Below are 22,847 nucleotides of genomic sequence, written 5' to 3'. Positions count from 1 at the left end.
AGAACAAGGAAGGAAATACATACATGTATATAATAGATAAATAGAATGGAACATGTATAGAGAAGAAGGAGAAAAATGATGACGTGTCAAAAACAAGGGTTACAATTTATTCGTAATAGAAAGAGGAATAACCGATGAAGATGAAGCATGCCTTCGGACCACTTATTTTAGCCTGCGCACTTTTTTTCATTGTATTGCTTATTCCCTCTAAGAGTTTAGTATCACTAATAAGTGATAAAAAGGTAGAAGATGCAGCAACTTCCTTGCAAAAAGAAAAATTGCAAAGTGTTTTCTTACAGCAAAAAATGTTAGAGAATTCGCAGTATTTACCGATGTATGGTTCATCAGAATTTTTACGAATGGATGCATATCATCCATCTAATTATTTTAAAGTAAATCCGGCAGGTTTTACTCCATTTTTGATAGGGACTGGTGGTACGCAAAGTTTGGCTCATATTTTAAACATGACGTCAACAATGGATGAGTTAGAAGGTAAAAAAGTAGTCTTTGTTCTTTCACCACAATGGTTTACAAAAACGGGTGTATCACAAGGGGATTTTACAAATAATTTCTCTAAACAACAAGCATATCATTTTATTTTTAATGACGAAATAAATCCTGAAATGAAGAAAAAAATTGCGAAACGTTTACTAGATTATAAAGTGGTTCGTAAGGATGCGATATTAAGTAGCTCACTAGAAAGTATTGTGTATAACGATACGAAACATAATATAAAAGCTGGACTAGCTAAACCGCTAGCATATATGTACCGGAATATTTTAGATCATAGAGATTTATTTAATTCTCTATTTAAGATCGAACCGATGAAAGAGAAAACAAATACGGGACTACGTTCACTTTCTTGGGAAGATGCACGTAAACAAGCGGAACAAGAAGGTAAAGCGGAATCTACAACAAATACATTCGGAATTGAAAATCCGTATTACTATAAACATAATTTCAAGAAAAAATTAAAAGGTCTAAAAAACTTTAGAGCAAATGAATCGTATGATGATTCACCAGAATATGATGACTTACAAATTGTTTTAGATCTTTTCAAAGAAAAAAATGTAAAACCACTCTTTATTTCTGTGCCTGTAAACGGGCCGTGGTATGATTACGCTGGTTTCCCGAAAGAACGTCGTGATGTGTATTATAATAAGGTTCGCGATCAAGTCGAGAAAGCAGGATACCCAGTAGTCGATTTTTCTAGCCATGAATATGATAAGTATTTCTTAAAAGATACAATTCATTTAGGGTGGAAAGGTTGGATTTACTTTGATGAAGCGGTGCAGAAGTTTTACTCTGAAAAATAATGTATGAACAATGGAAACAGGAATGGCAATAAAGCCGTTCCTGTTTTTTAATACAAAGGATTTTGGTGCGGACAATTTGGAAATGCGTGTATATCTTGAATTTGTCTAAGGTCATAATGTTTCATCGCGAATTGAGCTTGATAAAGATATTCGTAAACAAATAATTGATTATTTTGTACGTCGCATAAAACGCCGGAAGTCCCTTGCCCATTAATGAGAGAAATACCAACAGGGCGACCGATTAAGTATGGTACTTTTTGCTGCCAATGCATAGGGGGATCACTCCTTTTTGAAATAATATACGAAATGAATGACTGTATTGTTGCTTATCCATGTAAATATGGAGGCTTTTTATACAATTTCTAGAAGGTATTAATATGAATGAATTATAAGTGCGAGAAAGGAATGAAAAATGAAGAAAGAAAATATTTTGGAAGCAAAATTAAATTTAATAGAATGGTGCCAAACGTTGAAGGGAGTACCTGATGATATATGGTTTCAATCATTTAAAAATGGTTCGTGGGCAAGTGCGGATGTAATTTCACATTTTATCATTTGGGACGAGTTTGTAATGAAGTATCGAATTCCTTATTTTCTTAGTGCACAATCAGTACCTCATGTTCCAACAGATGTAGAGGAAATGAATAAGAGTGCAATTATATATGCAAGATCAGGTATTTCAAAAGAAAGACTATTAGATCAATTTAGTTTTACTCGTGAAAAATTAGTAGGGCAAATTGAGCGAATTCCTGCTCATAATTTCAATAATGAATTTCAATTTGGTACAAAAAAAGTGAGGCTAAATAATTATTTTTCATCACTCATTCAGCATGACTTAAAGCATAAAGAAGAAATAATGCAATTTCTAATACATAATTAAGAATATAATAAAAACCGCTGTACAGAGATAATAAAGTTGTTTAATTTACAATAAAGTCGTTTAAAACATAATAAAGTTGTTTAAAAAACGCCAGTCATGTTATTCAACAATCGGGCCATTTAATGGAATAAGAATCGCAAATCCAATTGGATATTTATGTTAATATTAGTGTGGGATTTGTGAAGGATTGTCTTAATAAAATTGTAGTTAATTTTTTTGGTTGAACATAGAAGTAGTTTATATGAGTGTAGGTATTCAGATAACAGGGGAGACAAGGAGACTGAAATGATAAAATTTGTTAAGCAAGAAAAACTTAAATGTTCTACATGCGGGAATGAAATCAGAGAAAAACCGGTTATGAGGAAAAGACAATCTGCAATAGGCAAAATGTTCGTAATTGCCATACTAATGATAATGATAAGTGTTAACGGAGTTGTATTTGCAAACGATAACGAATCTACAAATGGTAGTCTTGATATTTCTAAGATTGATCAGTTTATGACAAATGAGATAGAGAGACTGAACATTCCTGGTGCATCATTGGCTATCGTAAAGGGAGATAAAGTGGAATATATACAAGGATATGGTATTTCAAATCCAGATGGGACAAAAATGACATCGCAAACGCCAATTGTTCTTGGTTCGACTACTAAATCGTTCACGGCTCTTGCCATTATGCAGTTAGTGGAACAAGGAAAAATCTCCCTAGAAGAACCGGTGCAATCCTACATACCTTGGTTTCAAATTGCAGATGAAGGAGCATCTGCAAAAATCACCATTCAACATTTACTGAATCATACAAGCGGTCTTTCTACAAATGATGGTCAAGTATCTATATCACAAGGGAATAAAACATTAAAAGAACATATTAAAAGCTTGGCAAATACAGAATTGACATATTCTGTGGGCGAACAATATCAATACTCGAATTTAAATTATAACATTTTAGGTTTAGTCATCGAGGAGGTTACGAATAAATCGTATAAAGAGTATATCAATGAATTCATATTCAAGCCGCTTGAAATGAACAATAGTTATGTTAATCCAAAAGATGATACAAACAATGCAATTGCGACTGGATACCAAACTGTATTTGGATTAAAGGTGCCGACAAAGCAATTAATCCATGAAGGAACTGTTTCTTCAGGTTACCTTATTTCCAGTGCGGAAGATATGGCAAATTATATGATCGTACAATTGAATCAGGGAGAATTTAAAGGAAAAAGTATTTTATCAGCGAATGCAATGACCACAATGCATCATCCATCAGCACTCATGGGGAATGATACCTACTATGCAATGGGATGGGAAGTGAATAATGAAGGAATCTCCCATAATGGATGGACAGAAAATACATACTCAAAAGTTGTGTTAGATGGGGAGTATGGCATCAGCTTGCAGATCAACTCAATGGATTATCTTAATCTTAATGAATATGATGCCATCATAAGCGGGATAAACAAGCTGGTACATAATGAAGAACCTTCTATATCTGATAGCAATCCATTTATGAAATATGTAATTATTGATTTGATTTTACTGGCAATAGTTGCTTTAATTGTTTGTTCAGCTTACAGAATTTTTAAACCTAAAAATCGTAAAGTAACAACATTCCGTAGGATTCTAAATGGGTTGTCTATATTAATATTTAACTGGCTGCTGCCATTGATTATTTTAATTGGATTTCCTAAATTATTTGGTCCTTTGTCTACGGTAACATTATTTGCTCCAGGAATAGGGCATCTCTTATTTTTAATACCTTTGCTTTTTATAATTGTGGGAGTCGTTAAATTAGGTAAAGTAACACTAACATTAAAGAAAAATACTTTCGATGCATAAGCTGAAAAATCGTGATTGATTTTATGAATTCTCTCTAGTAATTGAAAAAGTATGTTATTTTAATTTCATTTAATCCTCCTATCCCCATTAATATTTTTCAATAGGAGATCAAGTACGATAGATACTATCATAAGGGGTGCCATCATTTCTTATTGAACCAAAGGGGCTTTAGTTCAATAAGAAATAAGTGATTGTGTTTTTAGGGCTCGTTCATAATTTAATTTATTCCATTAAAGGGTGCTATTGTTGAATGAGCCTTAGATTTTTAAACGATTTTATTGTTATATTTTGAGTACAGTGAAGTATCTTATATCGAAAATTAAACAACTAAATTTTAACCCCGTCCTAAATTTAGAACGGGGTTGTACTTGTTTGAACTTTTAAAATATAATAAATTTATTTTCATTTTATAAAGAGGGTAAATATCATAAGAGGTATATATCTGTGTGGAAATAAACAATTGAAGGGGAATGTGAATGGATCCCATTAAAGAGAAATTAGATTTATTACGTAATGAAATAAAAGACATGGGTGGTATAATCGATTTAGATTGGTGCGATAGATTGTTATACCCTTATTATAAACACTTTAATGATAGTAAATTGAGATATCGATCAGGTTCATTGTTAGCATTTTGGGGAATTCTCCTAGAGTGGGAAGATGAAAGTGGGTTTCCATTTTATACAGGCACTCAGGAGTATGATTGTCATCATTTTGATATGTATTTAAAGGGATTTCTAAAGTACGCTCCTAAGATTGAGAGGCAATTTCCGAATATTTATCTTGTTATTGTTGGATCACTGATGGAGTTGGATGAAAGAGAAAGATGGGAAAGTGAATTTCCTAACATATGTAAGGAGTTATTCGATGCTGTTAGGGAGGAACTGTTCCATACTGATGTTACACAGATAAATGATGAGACATATCAAAATGCATATAAAGAAGGAAGAATGCTATATTAAAATTATTTTTAATAGAAGAAACAGCCTTAGCTCTACACAAAATAGAGCTAAGGCTGTTTTTTTACGCTGTTCCAATTTGATCTTGGTCTGCTACGTCCGAATCGAATGTATTTGTTGCGCTAACGCCGCTAAAAGTATTGACGACAAATCCGACATTGGAAGCCCCAGATCCGTTATAAGCTTTCGTATTTTCTTTCGGAGACACGTTATAAAAATCTCCTAAGTTGAAAGAGCCGTTACTGTTTTGAACGACAAGATTTCCTACAATCGAAGGCATACCATCCACCTACTTTACTAAGCTTTTTAATTACTATATGAATTATTTATTGGAAGGTTCATCAGTAATGTATTGGCGGATTTGCATAATACGAGAGTTATTAAAAGCATAATCAACATTTCCAATTTGAAAGCAACCAGAATTTAAAAGTGTCCGCAAGTGAACATCATTTACTTCAATAAAAGGGCACTCATTTACAATATTCATTCTTACATCTGTGGTTCGCTTTGGAATAGTAATGTGTTCATCTGTGAAAATTTCAAAAGCATCTAAGCGACCTTCTCCTTTTAAATAACAAGGAATTTCCCGATGAACCAAAAGCGCCCTGCTTTTTAATTCCATTTGATTTGCATCACCAACTTGAAATACTGCAGCAATCCCCAAAGAAATAATAGAAACATTTTGGACAACTGAAACATGATGTAACATAATTTTGAGTCTCCTCAACCTGGAGTCGTAGGGACAGCTGTTACTAATGGTACAAATGGCCCCTCTGTAACGGATTCGAATGGCGTATCAAGAATAGCAGAAAGGATGAGAAGGTTAGCATCTCCAATTAAAAATAATGCGGAAGAAGAAACCCCGTTCATTTTAATCTGTCCTACTTTTAACTCGCGGTTCACAACATTTAAATTCATACATACTTACTCCTTTCGGAAATTGCCTGGTATGTGTTGAATAAAGGAAAGGAAGGCTTTGTCAATATCTTGTTTCATCGCTTGAATAATGACGTCTCGTAAATAATCGGGATCTGTGGAAATACCCTCATACGATTGAACTTGTGATAAATAATACGGAAGTCTATGTTCCATCTGTTTTTTTATGTCATCCACCATCATTTGTCGATACATCTCATCAAGCGGCGTTCTCTCTTCTTGTTCAAAATGGAGAATTCGACTATATGCTTCTTCATCTAAATAGCGATGCATTTCTTGAAGGATACCTTGATAAAAGTCTGGATTTGTTTCTGTTTCAGGATTTACTTTTAATGTTTCTGTATCTACTTGAAAATCTTCAATCTGTTGCCCTTTTGTTGAAAATGGATTCAAGCCAATATTTAAAGTGCCGTTTAAATTTTCTACTTTTAATTGATCGAATTTATATTCCACTTTTCCTATGGAAGAGGAGGGACGACTTTTTAACTCATTAAGCTCTTCTTGTAGTAGGCGAACTTGTTCTTCAAGATTTAGAATAGTTTGCTGCTGTATTTGAAGAGCTTGCTGAAGTTGGTTTAGGTAAGTGTATATATCTTGATTCATTTTGTGAAACCTCCTTTTCAATAGGGAGGGTATATTACTGCTATATATTTATGATAAGGATGGCCTAAGAAGAACTAGTTGAAAGGCTTTATGGAAATAATTTGTCCTTTCGCATTCAAAGGGCGAAGAGGTGCTGTAAATCCACCGCTATTTGAGAATTTAGATAGAGCCTTAATACTACCTGCAGTTCCAATTTGAAAAACGGAAGAGGTCGTAATGCTATCGATTTTAATGCTGTTAATGATGATACTTTGGTTCACATAAAAATTCAATGCAATCGCCTCCTTTAGTTCGAACCAATTATTGCTTGATCGATTACATCTGAATCATTGACAGTCGTTGAGCTTTGATAATTGTAGACAGAAATATTATCCCCAACATTAAATGAACCGGCTCCGGCAAAAGCACGTGAATAACTAATAGGCCTAATCGCAAATACATCTCCAATATGAAAAATACCACTTGATCCAATATTAACGATACGAATATGTCCGACCATAGCTGGCATACAAAACACCTTTCGTTTTTAAAATTTTCTTTTCTACTATTGTATGGGCGTTTTCAATAAAATGTGTATTTTTTTGAAATAAAAGAAACACATACGCTATTGCGTATGTGTTTCGAACATTTGAGTGTGCGTGCAATCTGTGTGTATATGCCAAACAACATTTAAGAGCCTGTCCAGTTCTTGGCTACAATCCACTGTTTTTTGAGAAGTCATTCCGTAGCGTTCAGCAAAATAGATCATTTTTTCGCGTTTTTTTTCGATAGCTTGCTCAAACATTGAAATCGGCTCCATCTCTCAATAAATTTTTATGTATATATTTAGTACATATTATACAAAAATTACATAAAAAAGAAACATCTTCGCTAAAAAAAGTATAATTTCTACATTTTATGTCAAATAACGGATGAGGAACGAATATAAGAATGGTTGAATATTGTAAAAATTAGCGTGTATAAGAAGGTTTTTTTCTTAAGGATGCGAATACAATTAAAGGGTATGAGTTTTAGGATGGAGAGTGGAAATGTTGCGTTTTGTAACGGCGAAGAAAGAAGAAAAGGTATTTGTAGGTATTGTGGATGAAGAGGAAGAAAAAGTATTACATTTAAGAGAAGCGCAAAGACAAAAAGGGGAAAAGGTTACTATCCCAATTACCATGTTAGAGTGTATTGAAAGAGGAAGCGAATGTCTTGAGAAAGTGTGCGATATTGTAAATTGGGCGAAGGGAAATGCGGGAGTGGCGTATTATCCGTTAGCAGAGGTGAAAATATTAGCACCGATTCCAAGGCCGAGAAAAAATATTCTTTGTGTTGGAAAGAACTATCGTGAGCATGCGGTAGAAATGGGCGGAGTAGAGTCGATCCCTGAAAATATAATGATCTTTACAAAAGCGCCAACAACAGTGATCGGAATTGATGAGCAAATTAATGGTCACCCTCACGCAACGAATGAACTAGACTATGAAGGAGAACTAGCGATCGTTATTGGTAAGCGAGGGAAACAAATAAAAATAGAAAAAGCTCTTGACCATGTTTTTGGATATACAGTTATAAATGATGTAACTGCTCGGGATATTCAAAGGAAACATAAACAATTTTTCCTAGGGAAAAGTTTCGATACATTTTGTCCGATGGGACCGTATTTAATTCATAAATCGATGGTTAGAACGCCGAATGAATTACACATTGAAACAGTGATAAATGGAGAAGTAAGGCAAACTTCAAATACGAGAGAAATGATTTTTTCAGTAGAAGAAATTATTTCAACTATAAGTAAAGGCATGACATTAGAGCCAGGAGATATCATTGCAACAGGGACACCAGCTGGTGTTGGTAAAGGTTTTACACCACCGAAGTTTTTGCATGCTGGTGATGAAGTTGTTATTACAGTAGAGGGAATTGGTACGCTAAGAAATATAGTGAAATGAAAAAAGAGCTATCTTGTGAAAAGATAGCTCTTTTCTATGGGCGTGGATTAACGGAGTAATCTATAATGGCGAAAATATACAATCCGATTAATGCTAAAGTGCAAATTCCAATTAGCATAACTGCAAGGGTGCTTCTCTCGCGGCCAAAACCGATAATTGTAAGGAAAACAGCAGTCCAAAATGATGTTTTAAGTAGTGTGAATGTATTAGGAGTTGAATAGTGATTGAGTAACGTTGTAGATAATATGAAGCCGATGAATGTAATAGAAATAAAAATTGTAGCTAAATAGTTAATGTGTTTACCGTATTTCAACAGCATACAGTTACCCCCTTTTTACAGAAAACAGAATATTCAATTTTATTTTAAGGTAAATTACTAAAAAAAGAAAGAGGTTGTCCTATATTTTAGGACAACCTCACTATTATTAAGATAGTACAGCTTTAATTTTTTGGAATGCCCACTCTAAATCTTCTTCAGAGATTACTAGAGGTGGTGCAATACGAATTACGTTTTCGTGTGTTTCTTTACATAATAGCCCAGCTGCTTTTAGTTGTTCACAGTAAGGACGAGCTGGCTCGTTTAATTCGATACCGATGAATAAACCTTTACCACGAATGTCAGTAATCATTGGGTTATCAATTTCTTTTAATTGCCCAACTAGCTTTTCTCCTAATTGAAGAGAACGCTCTGTTAATTTTTCTTCTTCTAATACTTCAAGAGCTGCGATAGAAACAGCACATGCAAGTGGATTACCACCAAATGTAGAACCGTGAGAACCTGGCTCGAATACGCCTAAAATGTCGCTGTTTGCTGCAACACAAGAGATTGGGAATACGCCGCCACCAAGTGCTTTACCAAGTATGTACATGTCAGGAGTTACATTGTCCCAGTCGCAAGCAAATACTTTACCAGTACGGCCTAAGCCTGTTTGGATTTCATCTGCTACGAATAAAACGTTTTCTTTTTTACATACTTCAAAAGCTTCTTTTAAGAAACCAGCTGGTGGGATGTTAATTCCTGCTTCACCTTGAATTGGCTCTAAAATGAATGCAGCTGTATTTGGTGTAATCGCAGCTTTTAAAGCTTCTAAATCACCGTAAGGAATTACAATAATGCCAGGAAGCATTGGACCGAAGCCACGCTTGTACTCTTCGTTTGATGACATAGAAACAGCACCCATTGTACGTCCGTGGAAGTTATCTTCACAAACGATGATTTCTGCACGGTTTGCCTCTACCTTTTTCACATCGTAAGCCCAGCGACGAGCTGTTTTAATTGCAGTTTCAACAGCCTCTGCGCCTGTATTCATAGGAAGTACCATATTTTTATTTGTTAGTTTCGCAACTTTTTCGTACCAAGGACCTAATTGATCGCTATGGAAAGCACGAGAAGTTAACGTAACTCGATTAGCTTGGTCAATTAAAGCGTTAATGATTTTTGGATGACGATGACCTTGGTTTACTGCAGAATATGCACTTAGTAAGTCCATATAGCGGTTTCCTTCAGGATCTTCTACCCAAACGCCTTCTGCTTTAGAAATAACGATTGGAAGTGGATGGTAGTTATTTGCTCCGTATGTGTCTGTAAGTTCGATAATATCCTTAGTTTGAATCATGATTGGTCCCCCTTTTGTTATTACAAGAAGTTTGTAAATACTCTAAATATTATAGCATTTAAATGTAAAAAAGCGAAACATTTCCTGAAAATAAATGAACATGTTATCATATAGAGTGAAAAAGTGTGAAAAGAGGAGGCAGGGATACGATGGTACATATGCATATTACAGCATGGGCGTTAGGATTAATTTTATTCTTCGTAGCGTATTCACTTTATTCGGCAGGAAGAAAAGGTAAAGGTGTACATATGGGGCTTCGCCTAATGTATATCATCATTATTGTGACAGGATTCATGTTGTACATGAGTATTGTGAAAACAGCAACAGGTAGCATGCACATGTGGTACGGTATGAAAATGCTAGCAGGTATTTTAGTTATCGGCGGCATGGAAATGATTCTTGTGAAAATGAGCAAAAACAAGGCAACAGGGGCATTTTGGGGATTATTTGTTATCGCGCTTGTAGCGGTATTTTATCTTGGTTTGAAATTACCAATTGGCTGGAAAGTATTTTAATTAAAAATAAAACCACCTTATGATCTCAAATGTTTGGGAGATAAGGTGGTTTTTTTATTTTATGTCGCATCGATATGCAGCTCTTCTCCGTTTACTTTCGTAAAACGGAACATGTTTTTATTTGATGTAGCGTGACGAACGAAATGGTGCTGCAATGTGCAAATCATTTCTTCGTTATCGAACAAAAGAATATTTACTCCTTCGCATGCTTCCTCTTTCGGTAAGAAGGATAAATAATTATGACAATACATGCAATCATATAAAGAGTAATGAAGCGATTGCAATGATTCGGTTAATAATGTAAAGACAGAGTCAGGTAACTCCTCAAGCCATTCATTATAGCTAAGAAGTAATTTTTTTCGAATTCGTATCATTTCCCCGTTTTGGAGAGAATGCTGTTCATTTGCAATTTGCAATATGTCTTGTTCATAAAAACGAGCTGGTAGCCAATTGTTGTTATACAAAAGTTCAAATCCATCTTGGATAATATCTTCTAATAAAAATGCTTCATCATTTTCATCATCAAAGAATACCCATTCATTGTTTATATATTCTACATTACCGACTGTATGAGCGCGAGGCTGATTATATAAAATATGTTTACGTTGTATCATGCATGATTTCTCCTTTATGAAAAGTAGTTATTCTTGTTATGGACAGTTCGTACGTTCTTTATAACCTAGACACACCTAAAGAGAGGTGGGCATACAATAAAACACGCTTTACACTGTGAAACTGCTATTCCATATATGAATAGTTAGTTATCGTCAAGTTTGTTATTTTTATGTATCCGCACTCATAGGGTGGGGATTACTGCACGTTCAGAAACAGATATTAGATTAGGAAGGATGATTCTTATGTGCGGGATTACAGGATGGGTGGATTATAAGCGCTCATTAGAAGGGGAAAGGGACATCGTGACGAAGATGGCGGAAACGCTAGCGAAACGCGGTCCAGATGATAATAAAGTTTGGATTAAAGGGAACGTTGCATTTGGGCATAAACGGTTAATCGTTGTAGATCCTGAAGGTGGTAAACAACCGATGACTTGTTTGAAAGATGAAACTAGTTATGCGATTTGCTATAACGGAGAGCTCTACAATACAGAAGATATTCGCAAAGAGTTATTAAGAAGAGGTTATACATTTAAAGGGCATTCCGATACAGAAGTACTATTGGCCTCTTATATCGAATGGAAAGAGGAATGTGTCGATCATTTAAACGGTATATATGCGTTTGCAGTATGGGATGAACAGAAAGAGCAAGTGTTTATTGCAAGAGATCGATTAGGTGTAAAACCGCTTTTTTATAAATATGATAGCGGACGATTATTATTTGGTTCAGAGTTAAAAGCGATACTGGCGCATCCAGATGTGAAGGCGGAAGTATCGTTAGAAGGTTTGTCAGAAATATTCGGCCTCGGACCATCTAGAACTCCTGGGCACGGTATATATGCTGGTATTCAAGAACTGCGCCCGGGTCATGCAATGACGTTCTCAAAAGACGGTTTATGCATATGGAGATATTGGAATGTGGAAAGTAAAAAACATGAAGATTCATTTGAAGAAACAGTAGAGAAAACTCGTTTTTTATTACAAGATGCGATTACGAGACAATTAGTTTCTGACGTACCACTATGCACTTTTTTATCAGGCGGTGTAGATTCAAGTGCTATAACAGCAATAGCTGCAAAAGAGTATGAAAGATCAGGAAAAGGGCAATTACACACGTATTCTGTTGACTATGAAGATAACGAAAAATACTTTAAAGCGAATGCGTTTCAGCCGAATTCAGATGCTCCATTTATTAATTTAATGACAGAGACATTTCAAACAATCCACCATCGCTGCGTCATTTCTAATGAACAACTAGCACAGTATTTAACAGAAGCAGTACTCGTTCGTGATTTGCCTGGTATGGCAGATATTGATTCGTCATTATTATGGTTTTGCCGTGAAATAAAACAAGATTTTGTCGTCGGATTATCTGGAGAATGTGCAGATGAAATATTCGGTGGTTATCCGTGGTTTTATAGAGAAGATGATTTACAGTCAAGTGCATTTCCGTGGATGCGTTCTACAGAAGCGCGTGAACAACTTCTAAAGAAAGAATGGAGAAATAAATTAAATTTACAACAATATGTGCAACAACGCTATGAAGAATCGATTCAAGAAGTTCCTATTTTAGAGGGAGAAAGCCCATTAGAAGCGAAGAGACGACAATTATTTTATTTAAACATGGTATGGTTTATGACAACGTTATTAGACAGAAAAGATCGTATGAGTATGGGGGCAAGTTTAGAAGTACGCGTTCCATTTGCGGACCACCGACTTGTCGAATATGCGTGGAATATTCCTTGGGAAATGAAAATGTATAAAAACCGCGAAAAAGGTCTATTGCGTAAGGCATTAGAAGGATTGCTTCCAAATGATATATTGTATAGAAAGAAAAGCCCGTATCCGAAAACGCATAATCCGCACTATACGAAAGCAGTAACGGTATGGCTACAAGATTTATTAACGGATAAAGGCTCAATTTTGCATGAATTGTTCGATAAAGAGCAACTTAGTGGAATCATTCAATCAGGCGGAAGTGCATTCCAAACGCCTTGGTTCGGTCAATTAATGACAGGGCCACAACTTTTAGCTCATTTAGCGCAAATTCATGTTTGGTTTAAAGAATATGGGGTAAATATTAAAGAATAGGGAAGGGCGGCTTACATTTGTGTGAGCCGCTTTTCTTATTAAATACATTGTCAAATAGAATTAAAAATCATATTATAAATAATACTTATTTAGAATTATTATTTTGACGTACTTATTATTACTTGTTATACTTGGAAACGAATGTTCTTGAAAAAGATTCTCATTTTCAAGATTGAGGTGTTACATAGATGACAAAGAAAAAATAGGTTTACTCATAATGGCTTATGGAACACCGAAGTCGTTAGAGGATGTAGAGGCGTAGTATACTCACATTCGTCACGGGCGTAAGCCGTCTGAAGAAGCACTCCAAGATTTAATTTGGTGTTATAAAGCAATTGGTGGAATTTCACCAATTGCGAAAATAACGAAAGAGCAGGCGCATAAATTAACAGATTCAATGAATAAAATGTTTACAGAGTATGAATTTGTTTGTTACTTAGGTTTAAAGCACATTGCCTCATTTAGAAGTTTTATCCCACTATTTGTGGGCAGTAAAACTGCCACCTCAAAATTCAGTTGGAGCAAAGAAGTTAGGTGGAAGCCCTGCTGCCTGTAAATGCCCGATGAGTGAGGGCTAATAATCAGTGGGGGATGAACGTCCCCCCACTGATTAAAGTTTTACTTTATATGACAATGATTATGAATGAAATGCCGCATATTTTAGACCAAATATGCCCAATTCACAATCTGTATGTATTGATTGTTTAGCTGAAATTTTTTCCGAAAAAATGAAGGGAATAGTTGACAAGGATTTAGTTTTGAATAATAATTAGTTTATAATAATTTTAAATAAATAATAATTACTACGAAAGAAAGAGGAGGATCCCCCTGATGAATCCAAATAATCGCTTAACAACAAACCAAGGTGCTCCAGTTGGAGATAACCAAAACTCTCGTACAGCTGGTCGCCGTGGACCAGTATTGTTAGAAGACTATCATTTAGTAGAAAAACTTGCTCACTTTGATCGTGAACGTATTCCTGAGCGTGTTGTGCATGCACGTGGTGCAGGTGCTCACGGTGTATTCGTAACGAAAAACAGCATGAAGCAATATACGAAAGCAGCGTTTTTACAAAATGAAGGAACTGAAACACCTGTATTCGTTCGTTTCTCAACGGTTATTCATGGTCAAGGTTCTCCGGAAACAGCTCGTGACCCGCGCGGGTTCGCTGTTAAATTCTATACAGAAGAAGGAAATTACGATATCGTAGGTAACCATTTACCAGTTTTCTTCATTCGTGACGCAATTAAATTCCCCGACATGGTGCATTCTTTAAAACCAGCACCTGATACAAATGTTCAAACGCCAGATCGTTACTGGGATTTCATGACGTTAACTCCAGAATCTACACATATGATGACGTGGGTATTTTCTGATTATGGTACACCGGCAAACTACCGTGAAATGGAAGGTTTCGGCGTACATTCATTTAAATGGATTAATGCAGAAGGTAAAATTGTTTACATTAAATACCACTGGAAACCACAGCAAGGTGTACGTAATTTAAGTGCGAAAGAAGTGCAAGAAGTACAAGGTAAAGATTTCAATCATGCAACTCGTGACTTATTCGATGCAATCGAAAAAGGAAACTATCCGAAATGGGATTTACACGTACAAGTAATGCAACTAGATGAAACGGATTCTTTAGATTTCGATCCACTAGATCCAACGAAAGTATGGCCAGAAGATCGTTTCCCGTTAATTGAAGTAGGGACAATGACGTTAAATCGTAATCCGAAAAATTTCTTCGCGGAAGTAGAACAAGCGGCGTTTACTCCAAGTGCAACTGTAAATGGTATTGAACCATCTGAAGATAAATTATTACAAGGACGTCTATTCTCTTACCCGGATACACAGCGTTACCGTCTTGGTGCAAACTATTTACAAATTCCTGTAAACTGCCCGTACGCAGCTGTTCATAACCAACAACGTGATGGTGCGATGCAAATGAATCAAAACCCATCTACAGTAAACTACGAACCGAGCCGTCATACAGAAAATCCAGTTGAAGACCCAACTTACCGCGATTCAACTATGAAAGTAGAAGGCTATGTATCTCGTGAAAAAATCGAGAAACCAAATGACTTCAAGCAAGCGGGTGAGCGTTATCGTTCATTCTCTAAAGAAGAGCAAGATAACTTAATTGCAAATTTAACAAATGATCTAAAAGACGTAAATGAACGCACGAAATTATTAGCTGTTTGTAACTTCTTCCGTGCAGATCATGACTACGGAATGCGTTTAGCTGGGGCGTTAAATGTAGATATTTCGCAATATGTAGGGAATGCTCCGAAGTAAATAGGAAAAGACGACTGGAAGAATTTCCGGTCGTCTTTTTGTGTAAAATATATTTTACATGATGTATAAAAGTAAGTACGGTGATTCATAAGTTATGCAGATGTATTTCTCGTTTGAGTTACGTCGAATTGTGCAGATAAATCGATATGTTGTGTCGAAAAGTCGATATAATAGAAGGAAACGATCGATATATTAAAAAATCGTTGATATATTTTCTGTAATACTAGATGGGGTATACACGAGCGCAAATGCGAATAAATTATATGTATCAATTTCGATATATAGCAAAAACGATAAAAGTAATAATTTCCTTTTATTTAATAAAACTAAGTGGCCTGAGTTCTACATCAATAGGAACTCAGGCTTTTTATGCGAAAAATTTATGAAGTCTTTTTGGAATAAAACTTAGGACAAGAAAGAGTGCGATTTCGCCTAAAATAGCGACAGTAATATTGAATAAGAAGGTGCGGAAATTTACAGTGATGTGATTGAGGATAGCGTATTTCCAGTAGGATAAGCTCATGAAAATCACTCCTTATAGTGTTTTTTTATAGTATATAAAAGTTGTTTCGTAAAAGTGCATGTCCTAGTTTGTAATTTGTAAAAATACAAAATGAATTCTCAACAAAATCTCAACAATTGAGTAAGAAAAGATTATGGAATATATTACTTATACCATTACATAGAAATAGGAGTATTTACAAAGTTGTTTTCTGAATTAACATAAAATTTACAAAAAACTAATAAATTGTTGAAATAATACAAACAAAAATATATACTCTTTATATGCTTTTTACAAAATAAGGGATGTGATGAAATGGTTTACAAGGTTACTTAATTGTATATGGGTTGTTTGGTTTAAGGATTCGAAATAAATTTAAGTGAGGAGAAATGTGCATGTTTCGATTTATGAAATCTCCAATCGGTATAGCGGTTGGGGTAGCGGCGGTTATACTGGCATCACCAAAAGCGAGAAAGGGATTGCGAAAGCTTGCAGTAAAAACAGTATCGGCCTTTCTTGGTGCGAAAGAACAAATTCAAAGTGCGGGTTCGGAAATGGAAGAGGCTTTGCCGAAAGTGAAAGAAGCGGCACGTAAAGTAGCTGTGAAAACAGTATCACCAATTATAGGAGCGGTCGAAGCTGTTCCAAATACAATTTCTAAATTCCAGGAAAAATGGGTTTCTCGTGTAAATGCGTATCATTCTGAGCAAAATATAGATTATGAAAATCTGCCTGTCACTCCTTAATCACTCCATGAGTAATGCAGCTTTTTACTTCCTTCAAGACGATAAGGAGGATGGGGATGCAAAGTAAATCATTAAAAACGAGATTTATACGATCGTTACCTGGAAGAATTCGAATTGAAATTTATAAGTTAAAACACAACAAGAACATGGCGAACTTGATATTAGACCGATTTAGTCAAGCGGAAGGTATTTATCAAGTAAGTCCCTCAATTTCTACAGGAAGAGCCCTTATTACTTACGATATCAACAAGACCTCTCTACATAACATTTGCAAAATAATTCAACTTATAGAAGCACAAGTGGTCAATAGAAAAAAGAATAGTCATAATAGCAGTGAAGAAAAGAAGGAATTAATAGATTATTCATCTAGTGTAATTTCTCGTAATAATGACACTGTTCAGAGAAAAAAAGATGACGGTGTTCCGTTACCGTTAGCACTTTCGGTTGTTGGGTTAGGTGCTTTCGGCATAAAACAATTATTTATGGGTAGATCTGCCTTAGCTAGAAGTCCTGGTCTTTTTTATGTATCCGGAGCTTTATCTGTTGTGACGGGTTATCCGTTCCTTAAACGAGGATTCAAAAAAATGGTTGCTAGCAAAAAGGTGAATTCTGATCTAGTACTTGGTGTAGGAACACTTGCACTTGCGCTCGCACGGGAGAATATTGTCGTGCTTGCCGGTCTTAGTCTATTAAACTACTTAAACTGGAAGCGTAGTCAAGCAAACATAAACGAAGAAAATGAAGCGTATAAAGAAAATCTCCTTTCTCCAGAGATTAAAGCGTATAGTGAAAAACAATCAAAATGGGGAATGATTTTTGGTGGAGCAACTTGGGCTTTCACTAGAAATCCTTTACGCGGAATGGCAGTTTTATTAGCGGCTAATCCGAAACCGGCTGTCTCATCGGCAGAATATGCGTGGCGACAAGGTGACCTCGTTGCAAGAGAAAGAGGATATGTCATTCCAAGTGGTGGGTCGTTATCACAATTGTCTCGAACAAAAACGATAGTATTGGATGATACATCTCGTATATTCCAGTCCTCAGCAGAGGGGATGAGTTGTATTTCACAAGATGAAAATGAAGGGCAATTTTGGTGCACAGCCGCTTCTCTTATTGAGAAAAGTGAGCATGTATGGAAAGAAGAAGTCGTGCAACGGGCGGCGCAAACTGGAAGGACGTTAAGAAGAGCGTTTGAAGTTCAAATAGAGAATGAAGGGATAAAAGGTGAAATCCAAGGGATAACTTCCTTTTTCGGAAGTAAAGATTTTGCCGAGCGAAATGGTGTAGATATAAGTGCGTATGAGCTGGAAGTGAAGAGACTTGAAAAAGAAGGTTTTCAAGTGCAGTTCGTCGCTAAAAATAAAAAATGCCTCGGTCTATTAGTTGGATCGAAGGTTACTATTATTCCTGAATTCAAAGAAGTAGTAAATGGATTACGTGAAAATAAGTGGAGTATAGGCGTTTTGCAAAATAGTTTACATGTAAATCGTAACATTCTTTCTCATTATGGCGTGGATGATAGCTGGCAGCAGGGGGATGCTGCCAAACGGGTGAAATTGCTTCGCTCAAGTGGAGAAGAGGTATTATTTGCATCGGATCATAATAATGATTTTCCGTCTATACCGTTTGAAGAAATAAAAAATATCCCACAATCTACAGCGTATGCAAACCGAATCAATAAGTTGGTGAATGAGCATTTCCGCGCAGCGAAAGTGTGGAATGTGGTGGGAGAGATGTTAGCAGTTTGGTCTATATTCACAGCACCTGTAATTGCCTTATTTGCCAATGCTTTATCGTTAACGTTCTTATCTAGGGCGAAAAGAATGAGTGAGAAGATATTTTCCTATGGAGAATTGTCGGAAATGGATTCTTCTCAGCCAAAAGTGATGCCTGCTAAACAAGATCAAATTCCGTGGTATACATTTAATCAAGAAAAAGTGATGAATAGATTACAAGTTGAGAAGCAATATGGATTAAGTGATGCACAAGTAAATATGCGAAAAGAAGAATACGGAATGAACCAAATTGAACCGAAACCGTCAGTTCCTTGGATTGTATCGTTTATGGGGCAATTTAAAGAATTTACATCGCTTATTCTACTCGGAGCAGCCGGATTATCTGTTATATCTGGTGGGTGGTTTGATGGATTAGCGATGGGGACAATTCTCGTTGTAAATGCAATAATTGGGACGCTTCAAGAGCGGAAGGCGGAAAAGGTAGTTGAGGCTTTAAATCAATTCCGAGCTCCTGTTTGTAAAGTAATACGAGAAGAAGCAGAAATAGAAATATCAAGTAGTGAACTCGTTCCTGGAGATATTGTCTGCCTGGAAGCGGGAGACCGCGTACCTGCTGATCTTCGCGTTGTTAACTCTTGGAACTTAGAAATTAACGAAGCGATGTTAACGGGAGAGTCACTTCCAGTTGAAAAGAAAGCGGACGCTATGCCAGAAGAATGTTCGTTAGCAGAACGAAACAATATGCTCTTTATGGGGACGTCTGTAACACGTGGTAAAGCGGTAGCAATTGTAGTAGAAACAGGTATGCGTACAGAGATGGGCTATATGATTTCCTTAATGAAAGGGGAGGAAACAGAGCCTACGCCATTGCAGCAAAAGGTGACATCTATTAGTAAAACATTTATTAAAGGAGCATTTGTAGCTGGTGGTCTTGTACTTATGGCGGGGCTACTAAGGGGACTGCCAATTACGCAAATGATCACGACGTCGGTTGCTCTTACTGCTTCTGCTGTTCCAGAAGGCTTGCCAATTATGATTACGATTGCTTTAAGTGCGGGTATATTCCGTATGCAAAAGCAAAATGCGCTCGTTCGGAAGCTTTCAAGTTTAGAAACGCTTGGTAGAACGACGGTTATTTGTTCTGATAAAACGGGAACTCTTACGAAAAATGAAATGACTGTTAAAGTAATTGCTACGCCAAATCGTTTATGGAGTGTAACGGGTAATGGGTATGAACCAGTAGGGACGATTGCGGATGTAACTTCATCTAAAGTTGCTGCTGCTGTAGATATGGATGTAGAAGAGGCTATTTATCATGAAACGGAAAGTATGCCGCTAGAAAATCCTGATTTAGCTCGCATTCTTCAAATTGGTGTCCTTTGTAACAATAGTAAATTAGAGCAGGAAGATGACCTATGGGTTGTGAAAGGTGATCCGACTGAAGGAGCTTTATTAAGTTTAGCTTCTAAAGCGGGTGTGCTGCATGAAAATATGGCGTCATTTGAACGCCATCATGAGGAACCGTTTGATTCAGAGACGAAAATTATGAGTGTTGTTTGTAAAGAGAGTAACGACGAAGAATTATATAAGTTATCGAAAGGTTCTGTAGAGGCAATTCTTACTCGTTGTAAATGGTATCAAGATAACGGGCAAATATATCCGTTATGTGATAAGCAAAAAGAAGTTATTTTACAACAAAATGAAGAATTTGCAAAACAAGCATTACGAGTATTAGGTTTTGCGTACAACAATGGCGAAAATGATGATCTTATTTTTGTTGGATTAGTCGGTATGATTGATCCGCCGAAACCTGAAGTGGAAGAGAGTATTCATGAAGCGATTGAGTTAGGTGTGAAGCCAGTAATGATTACGGGAGATCATCCGACTACAGCGATTTCTATTGCGAAACAAACTGGAATTTGGAATCGTGAAGATCGTGTTTTAACGGGATTAGAAATTGATAACATGACAGATGAGGAATTAAAAGAAGTTGTAAAAAGTACATCTGTTTTTGCGCGTGTGACCCCGGCTCACAAATTACGAATTGTAACTGCATTCCAAGCTGATGGTCAAATTGTCGCGATGACTGGAGATGGTGTAAATGATACACCGGCTATAAAAAAGGCGAATATCGGTATTGCGATGGGGCAAACCGGAACAGAAGTAACGAAAGAAGCTGCTGATTTAATTTTGAAAAAGGATCATTTTGGTTCAATCGTTGAAGGAGTAAAAGAAGGTAGAACGATCATCGGAAACATACGCAAAGCAGTTGGTTGTTTATTAACGGGGAATTTAGCGGAAGTATTAGTGACGAGTGCTGCTGTTATTGCAGGAATGCCGATTCCGTTAGTACCAATTCAAATTTTATTAATGAATCTTATTACCGATGCTTTACCAGCGATGATTTTAGCTGTAAACCCTGGAAACAAAACGAAGCAAACGAAACGCCAAGATATTGTTGATAAAGAATTGTATAAAAAAGTTGTGACAAGAGGAGTATTGCTTGGGGTAGGTTCGCTCGCTGTATTTGGTATTAGTTTAGCAGTTGGGGTGCCACTTCCAGTAGCGCAAACATCAGCGTTTGCGGCTTTAGTTGCCGGGCAGCTCATTCAAACTTTCTCCTGGAGACAAGAGGGATCAGAAGAAACAATTCGCGATTGGTCAAAAGACCGTTTCTTTATTGCAGCGTTAGGAACGTCTTGGCTCGTATTGTTATCAGCTATATATGTACCGCCGTTAGCTCGTATATTCCATACCGTTCCGTTAACACTGACGCAATGGATACCTGTTCTTCTCGTAGCGGGTACAGTATCTCAAATCTCGAAACCTATTATTAATTTAGTTTCATATAAGAATAATAATCTAGTAAAACCGGTAGTTTCTGAATCTGCATTATTAAAAACAGTGTAAAGGAGCAATGAAAATGATACGAAAAGTTGTTATTGGATCTACTTTAGCGTTAGCAAGTGCGGCTTTATTACCTGTCGTAAGAAATACACTTCGTCCGCTTGTTGAATCAGGAGCAAGAGGTGTGAAGTCTACTTTTGAAACAATTAAAGAAGAAGTAGAAGATATTATTGTGGAAGCGAAAATGGATAGGATGCAAAAGCAATTTGAAAAAGAACTTTCTTATGTGGAAGATGACACTACTGATGAACAAGAAATTATAGAAGCGGCAGCTGAACAAGCGCAAGATGAAGAGGAGGAGATTAAGCATGATGCATAAAGCTGTAGAAAAAGATGTAGATTATCATTTGGAAAAAGCGTTAGAGCATTTTGAGCAGGCATTAGATTTAAGTGTAAAAGCGGCATCAGAAAATAAAGCGATGCAAAAAGAGGTTGCTACGAAAATGGGATCTTTCACTGGTGAAATCTTTCACTCTGTTCGTGAAAAAGGAAAAGCAAATCGTATGAATATAATGAAATGGTTCACTCTTCCTCGCTTTTAAGGGAGGAAGGGGATTAAATGGAAGGAATATAGGGAGCTTGTATCTCCCTTATTCATATTCCATACTATGTATGTCACATCAATTCTCTTAATATTCAGAAATATATTTTTGCGCGGAGGAGTGAATGAATTAAATGACAGCATGGATGATGGTATTAGCACTGACATTTTCATCAAGCATTGATAACTTAGGGGTGGGAATTTCTTACGGCATTCGCAACATACGAATTAGTCATTTTTCCAATCTTATCATTTCGGTTATTTGCTTTTTGTTTAGTGTGGCCGGGATTTATTTTGGGTTATGGCTTTCGAAAATTTTGCCTGGGATTATGCCAGTAGTCATTGGTTCTTTCTTATTAGTTGTCATTGGTCTTCGAATTGTATTATTAGCAATTCCTCGTAAGGTGGTAGCTGAAGGTGCGGAAGGTGAAGTAGCATCTACAGAAATAAATGGTTTAACGAAAAATATAGGTGAATCTGGAGGAATCGGATTTGTAGAATCCATCTTTCTTGGCATTGGTCTGTCTGCTAATGCATTAACGAACGGATTAGGTGCTGGTTTATTCGGTTTGAATCCGATAGCGATATGTGTGGCCGCGGCAATTGGTAGTTTCATAACGGTTTGGGGCGGAGTTGCATTAGGGAGAAAGATAGCTCACGTTCGTATTGGGAAATTTACTTTAGGACAATTTGGAACATTGATTAGCGGAACGTTGCTATTAATTATTGCGTTTGCTGCGTTTTTTGATTGATTTATCCCGCTAATTGCGGGCAGTAAGACTCTCGCCTCAAAATTCAGCTGTAAAGCAAAGAAGTT

General features: G+C 36.3%; 24 protein-coding genes and 1 pseudogene. 14 read left to right on the top strand and 11 right to left on the bottom strand.

Annotated elements, in window-relative coordinates; genetic code table 11:
* The first annotated feature begins 134 nt into the window (after positions 1-134).
* Positions 135-1,316 carry a D-alanyl-lipoteichoic acid biosynthesis protein DltD gene (gene dltD / locus KI356_RS10185; protein ID WP_212935364.1) on the top strand — a complete coding sequence of 394 codons (1,182 nt, stop codon included), beginning with the start codon at positions 135-137 and terminating at the stop codon, positions 1,314-1,316.
* A gap of 47 nt (positions 1,317-1,363) precedes the next feature.
* Here dltD and KI356_RS10180 read toward each other — a convergent pair whose 3' ends face one another.
* The gene (locus KI356_RS10180) at positions 1,364-1,588 is read right to left on the bottom strand and encodes a hypothetical protein (protein WP_212935363.1); all 225 of its coding nucleotides are present in this window, start codon (positions 1,586-1,588) and stop codon (positions 1,364-1,366) included.
* Positions 1,589-1,728: 140 nt separating this feature from the next.
* Between KI356_RS10180 and KI356_RS10175 the strand changes: the two genes are divergently transcribed.
* From KI356_RS10175 to KI356_RS10165, 3 genes are all read left to right on the top strand, one after another.
* A complete protein-coding gene (locus tag KI356_RS10175; RefSeq protein WP_212935362.1) occupies positions 1,729-2,196 on the top strand; it encodes a DinB family protein in 468 nt (155 codons plus the stop codon).
* A gap of 285 nt (positions 2,197-2,481) precedes the next feature.
* Positions 2,482-4,035 (top strand): serine hydrolase domain-containing protein, encoded by a 1,554-nt coding sequence (locus KI356_RS10170; protein WP_212935361.1) that lies wholly within the window; start codon positions 2,482-2,484, stop codon positions 4,033-4,035.
* A gap of 476 nt (positions 4,036-4,511) precedes the next feature.
* Positions 4,512-4,997, top strand: coding sequence for a hypothetical protein (locus KI356_RS10165; protein ID WP_002116956.1), 486 nt, complete (start codon positions 4,512-4,514; stop codon positions 4,995-4,997).
* A gap of 61 nt (positions 4,998-5,058) precedes the next feature.
* Here KI356_RS10165 and gerPF read toward each other — a convergent pair whose 3' ends face one another.
* The 7 genes from gerPF to KI356_RS10130 all read right to left on the bottom strand — a co-directional run bounded on the left by gerPF (position 5,059) and on the right by KI356_RS10130 (position 7,317).
* Complete coding sequence (gene gerPF / locus KI356_RS10160) at positions 5,059-5,274, bottom strand: spore germination protein GerPF (RefSeq protein WP_098385040.1); 216 nt, start codon at positions 5,272-5,274, stop codon at positions 5,059-5,061.
* A gap of 42 nt (positions 5,275-5,316) precedes the next feature.
* Positions 5,317-5,703 (bottom strand): spore germination protein GerPE, encoded by a 387-nt coding sequence (locus tag KI356_RS10155; protein WP_044437740.1) that lies wholly within the window; start codon positions 5,701-5,703, stop codon positions 5,317-5,319.
* 14 nt (positions 5,704-5,717) lie between these two features.
* On the bottom strand, positions 5,718-5,912 hold the full coding sequence (locus tag KI356_RS10150; RefSeq protein WP_128282129.1) for a spore germination protein GerPD: 195 nt from the start codon (positions 5,910-5,912) through the stop codon (positions 5,718-5,720).
* Positions 5,913-5,918: 6 nt separating this feature from the next.
* Positions 5,919-6,533 (bottom strand): spore germination protein GerPC, encoded by a 615-nt coding sequence (locus KI356_RS10145; RefSeq protein WP_002116960.1) that lies wholly within the window; start codon positions 6,531-6,533, stop codon positions 5,919-5,921.
* 74 nt (positions 6,534-6,607) lie between these two features.
* Positions 6,608-6,805, bottom strand: a complete 198-nt coding sequence (gerPB, locus tag KI356_RS10140) for a spore germination protein GerPB (protein WP_128282130.1) — start codon at positions 6,803-6,805, stop codon at positions 6,608-6,610.
* A 14-nt stretch (positions 6,806-6,819) separates the two neighbouring features.
* A complete protein-coding gene (gene gerPA / locus KI356_RS10135) occupies positions 6,820-7,041 on the bottom strand; it encodes a spore germination protein GerPA (protein ID WP_002149890.1) in 222 nt (73 codons plus the stop codon).
* Between the two features lie 96 nt (positions 7,042-7,137).
* The gene (locus tag KI356_RS10130) at positions 7,138-7,317 is read right to left on the bottom strand and encodes an aspartyl-phosphate phosphatase Spo0E family protein (RefSeq protein ID WP_000462854.1); all 180 of its coding nucleotides are present in this window, start codon (positions 7,315-7,317) and stop codon (positions 7,138-7,140) included.
* Between the two features lie 244 nt (positions 7,318-7,561).
* Here KI356_RS10130 and KI356_RS10125 point away from each other — a divergent pair, with 244 nt between their 5' ends.
* Entirely contained in the window at positions 7,562-8,464 is a 903-nt protein-coding gene (locus KI356_RS10125; protein WP_128282131.1) for a fumarylacetoacetate hydrolase family protein, read from the top strand.
* A 34-nt stretch (positions 8,465-8,498) separates the two neighbouring features.
* On the opposite strand, the gene KI356_RS10120 is transcribed toward KI356_RS10125, so the two are convergent.
* Together KI356_RS10120 and rocD are read right to left on the bottom strand one after the other, a co-directional pair.
* Positions 8,499-8,783, bottom strand: coding sequence for a hypothetical protein (locus KI356_RS10120; RefSeq protein ID WP_212935360.1), 285 nt, complete (start codon positions 8,781-8,783; stop codon positions 8,499-8,501).
* 106 nt (positions 8,784-8,889) lie between these two features.
* A complete protein-coding gene (gene rocD, locus KI356_RS10115; protein WP_000616664.1) occupies positions 8,890-10,080 on the bottom strand; it encodes an ornithine aminotransferase in 1,191 nt (396 codons plus the stop codon).
* Positions 10,081-10,229: 149 nt separating this feature from the next.
* Between rocD and KI356_RS10110 the strand changes: the two genes are divergently transcribed.
* On the top strand, positions 10,230-10,595 hold the full coding sequence (locus KI356_RS10110; RefSeq protein ID WP_212935359.1) for a YisL family protein: 366 nt from the start codon (positions 10,230-10,232) through the stop codon (positions 10,593-10,595).
* 59 nt (positions 10,596-10,654) lie between these two features.
* Here the strand turns inward: KI356_RS10110 and KI356_RS10105 are convergent, their stop codons facing one another.
* Positions 10,655-11,209 (bottom strand): DUF2777 domain-containing protein, encoded by a 555-nt coding sequence (locus KI356_RS10105; RefSeq protein ID WP_212935358.1) that lies wholly within the window; start codon positions 11,207-11,209, stop codon positions 10,655-10,657.
* Positions 11,210-11,452: 243 nt separating this feature from the next.
* On the opposite strand from KI356_RS10105, the gene asnB reads away from it, so the two are divergent.
* The 8 genes and pseudogenes from asnB to ytaF all read left to right on the top strand — a co-directional run bounded on the left by asnB (position 11,453) and on the right by ytaF (position 22,782).
* Positions 11,453-13,300 (top strand): asparagine synthase (glutamine-hydrolyzing), encoded by a 1,848-nt coding sequence (asnB, locus tag KI356_RS10100; RefSeq protein WP_212935357.1) that lies wholly within the window; start codon positions 11,453-11,455, stop codon positions 13,298-13,300.
* 271 nt (positions 13,301-13,571) lie between these two features.
* Positions 13,572-13,763 (top strand): annotated as a pseudogene (locus KI356_RS10095) (ferrochelatase); the annotation flags it as partial.
* Between the two features lie 368 nt (positions 13,764-14,131).
* Positions 14,132-15,598 (top strand): catalase KatB, encoded by a 1,467-nt coding sequence (katB, locus tag KI356_RS10085; RefSeq protein WP_128282137.1) that lies wholly within the window; start codon positions 14,132-14,134, stop codon positions 15,596-15,598.
* 897 nt (positions 15,599-16,495) lie between these two features.
* Positions 16,496-16,846 (top strand): YtxH domain-containing protein, encoded by a 351-nt coding sequence (locus KI356_RS10080; RefSeq protein WP_128282138.1) that lies wholly within the window; start codon positions 16,496-16,498, stop codon positions 16,844-16,846.
* Positions 16,847-16,902: 56 nt separating this feature from the next.
* On the top strand, positions 16,903-21,492 hold the full coding sequence (locus tag KI356_RS10075; RefSeq protein ID WP_212935356.1) for a cation-translocating P-type ATPase: 4,590 nt from the start codon (positions 16,903-16,905) through the stop codon (positions 21,490-21,492).
* 13 nt (positions 21,493-21,505) lie between these two features.
* Positions 21,506-21,808 (top strand): hypothetical protein, encoded by a 303-nt coding sequence (locus KI356_RS10070; protein ID WP_002087012.1) that lies wholly within the window; start codon positions 21,506-21,508, stop codon positions 21,806-21,808.
* On the top strand, positions 21,798-22,031 hold the full coding sequence (locus KI356_RS10065; RefSeq protein WP_002134941.1) for a hypothetical protein: 234 nt from the start codon (positions 21,798-21,800) through the stop codon (positions 22,029-22,031). Before KI356_RS10070 ends, KI356_RS10065 begins: the two co-directional genes overlap by 11 nt.
* A 133-nt stretch (positions 22,032-22,164) precedes the next feature.
* Entirely contained in the window at positions 22,165-22,782 is a 618-nt protein-coding gene (ytaF, locus tag KI356_RS10060) for a sporulation membrane protein YtaF (RefSeq protein ID WP_002087010.1), read from the top strand.
* Positions 22,783-22,847: the final 65 nt, after the last annotated feature.

The sequence above is a fragment of the Bacillus hominis genome (genome assembly GCF_018332515.1).
GTDB lineage: Bacteria > Bacillota > Bacilli > Bacillales > Bacillaceae_G > Bacillus_A > Bacillus_A hominis.
The sequence above is the reverse complement of the archived record's forward strand: the minus strand, read 5'-3'. Positions and strand labels throughout refer to the sequence as shown.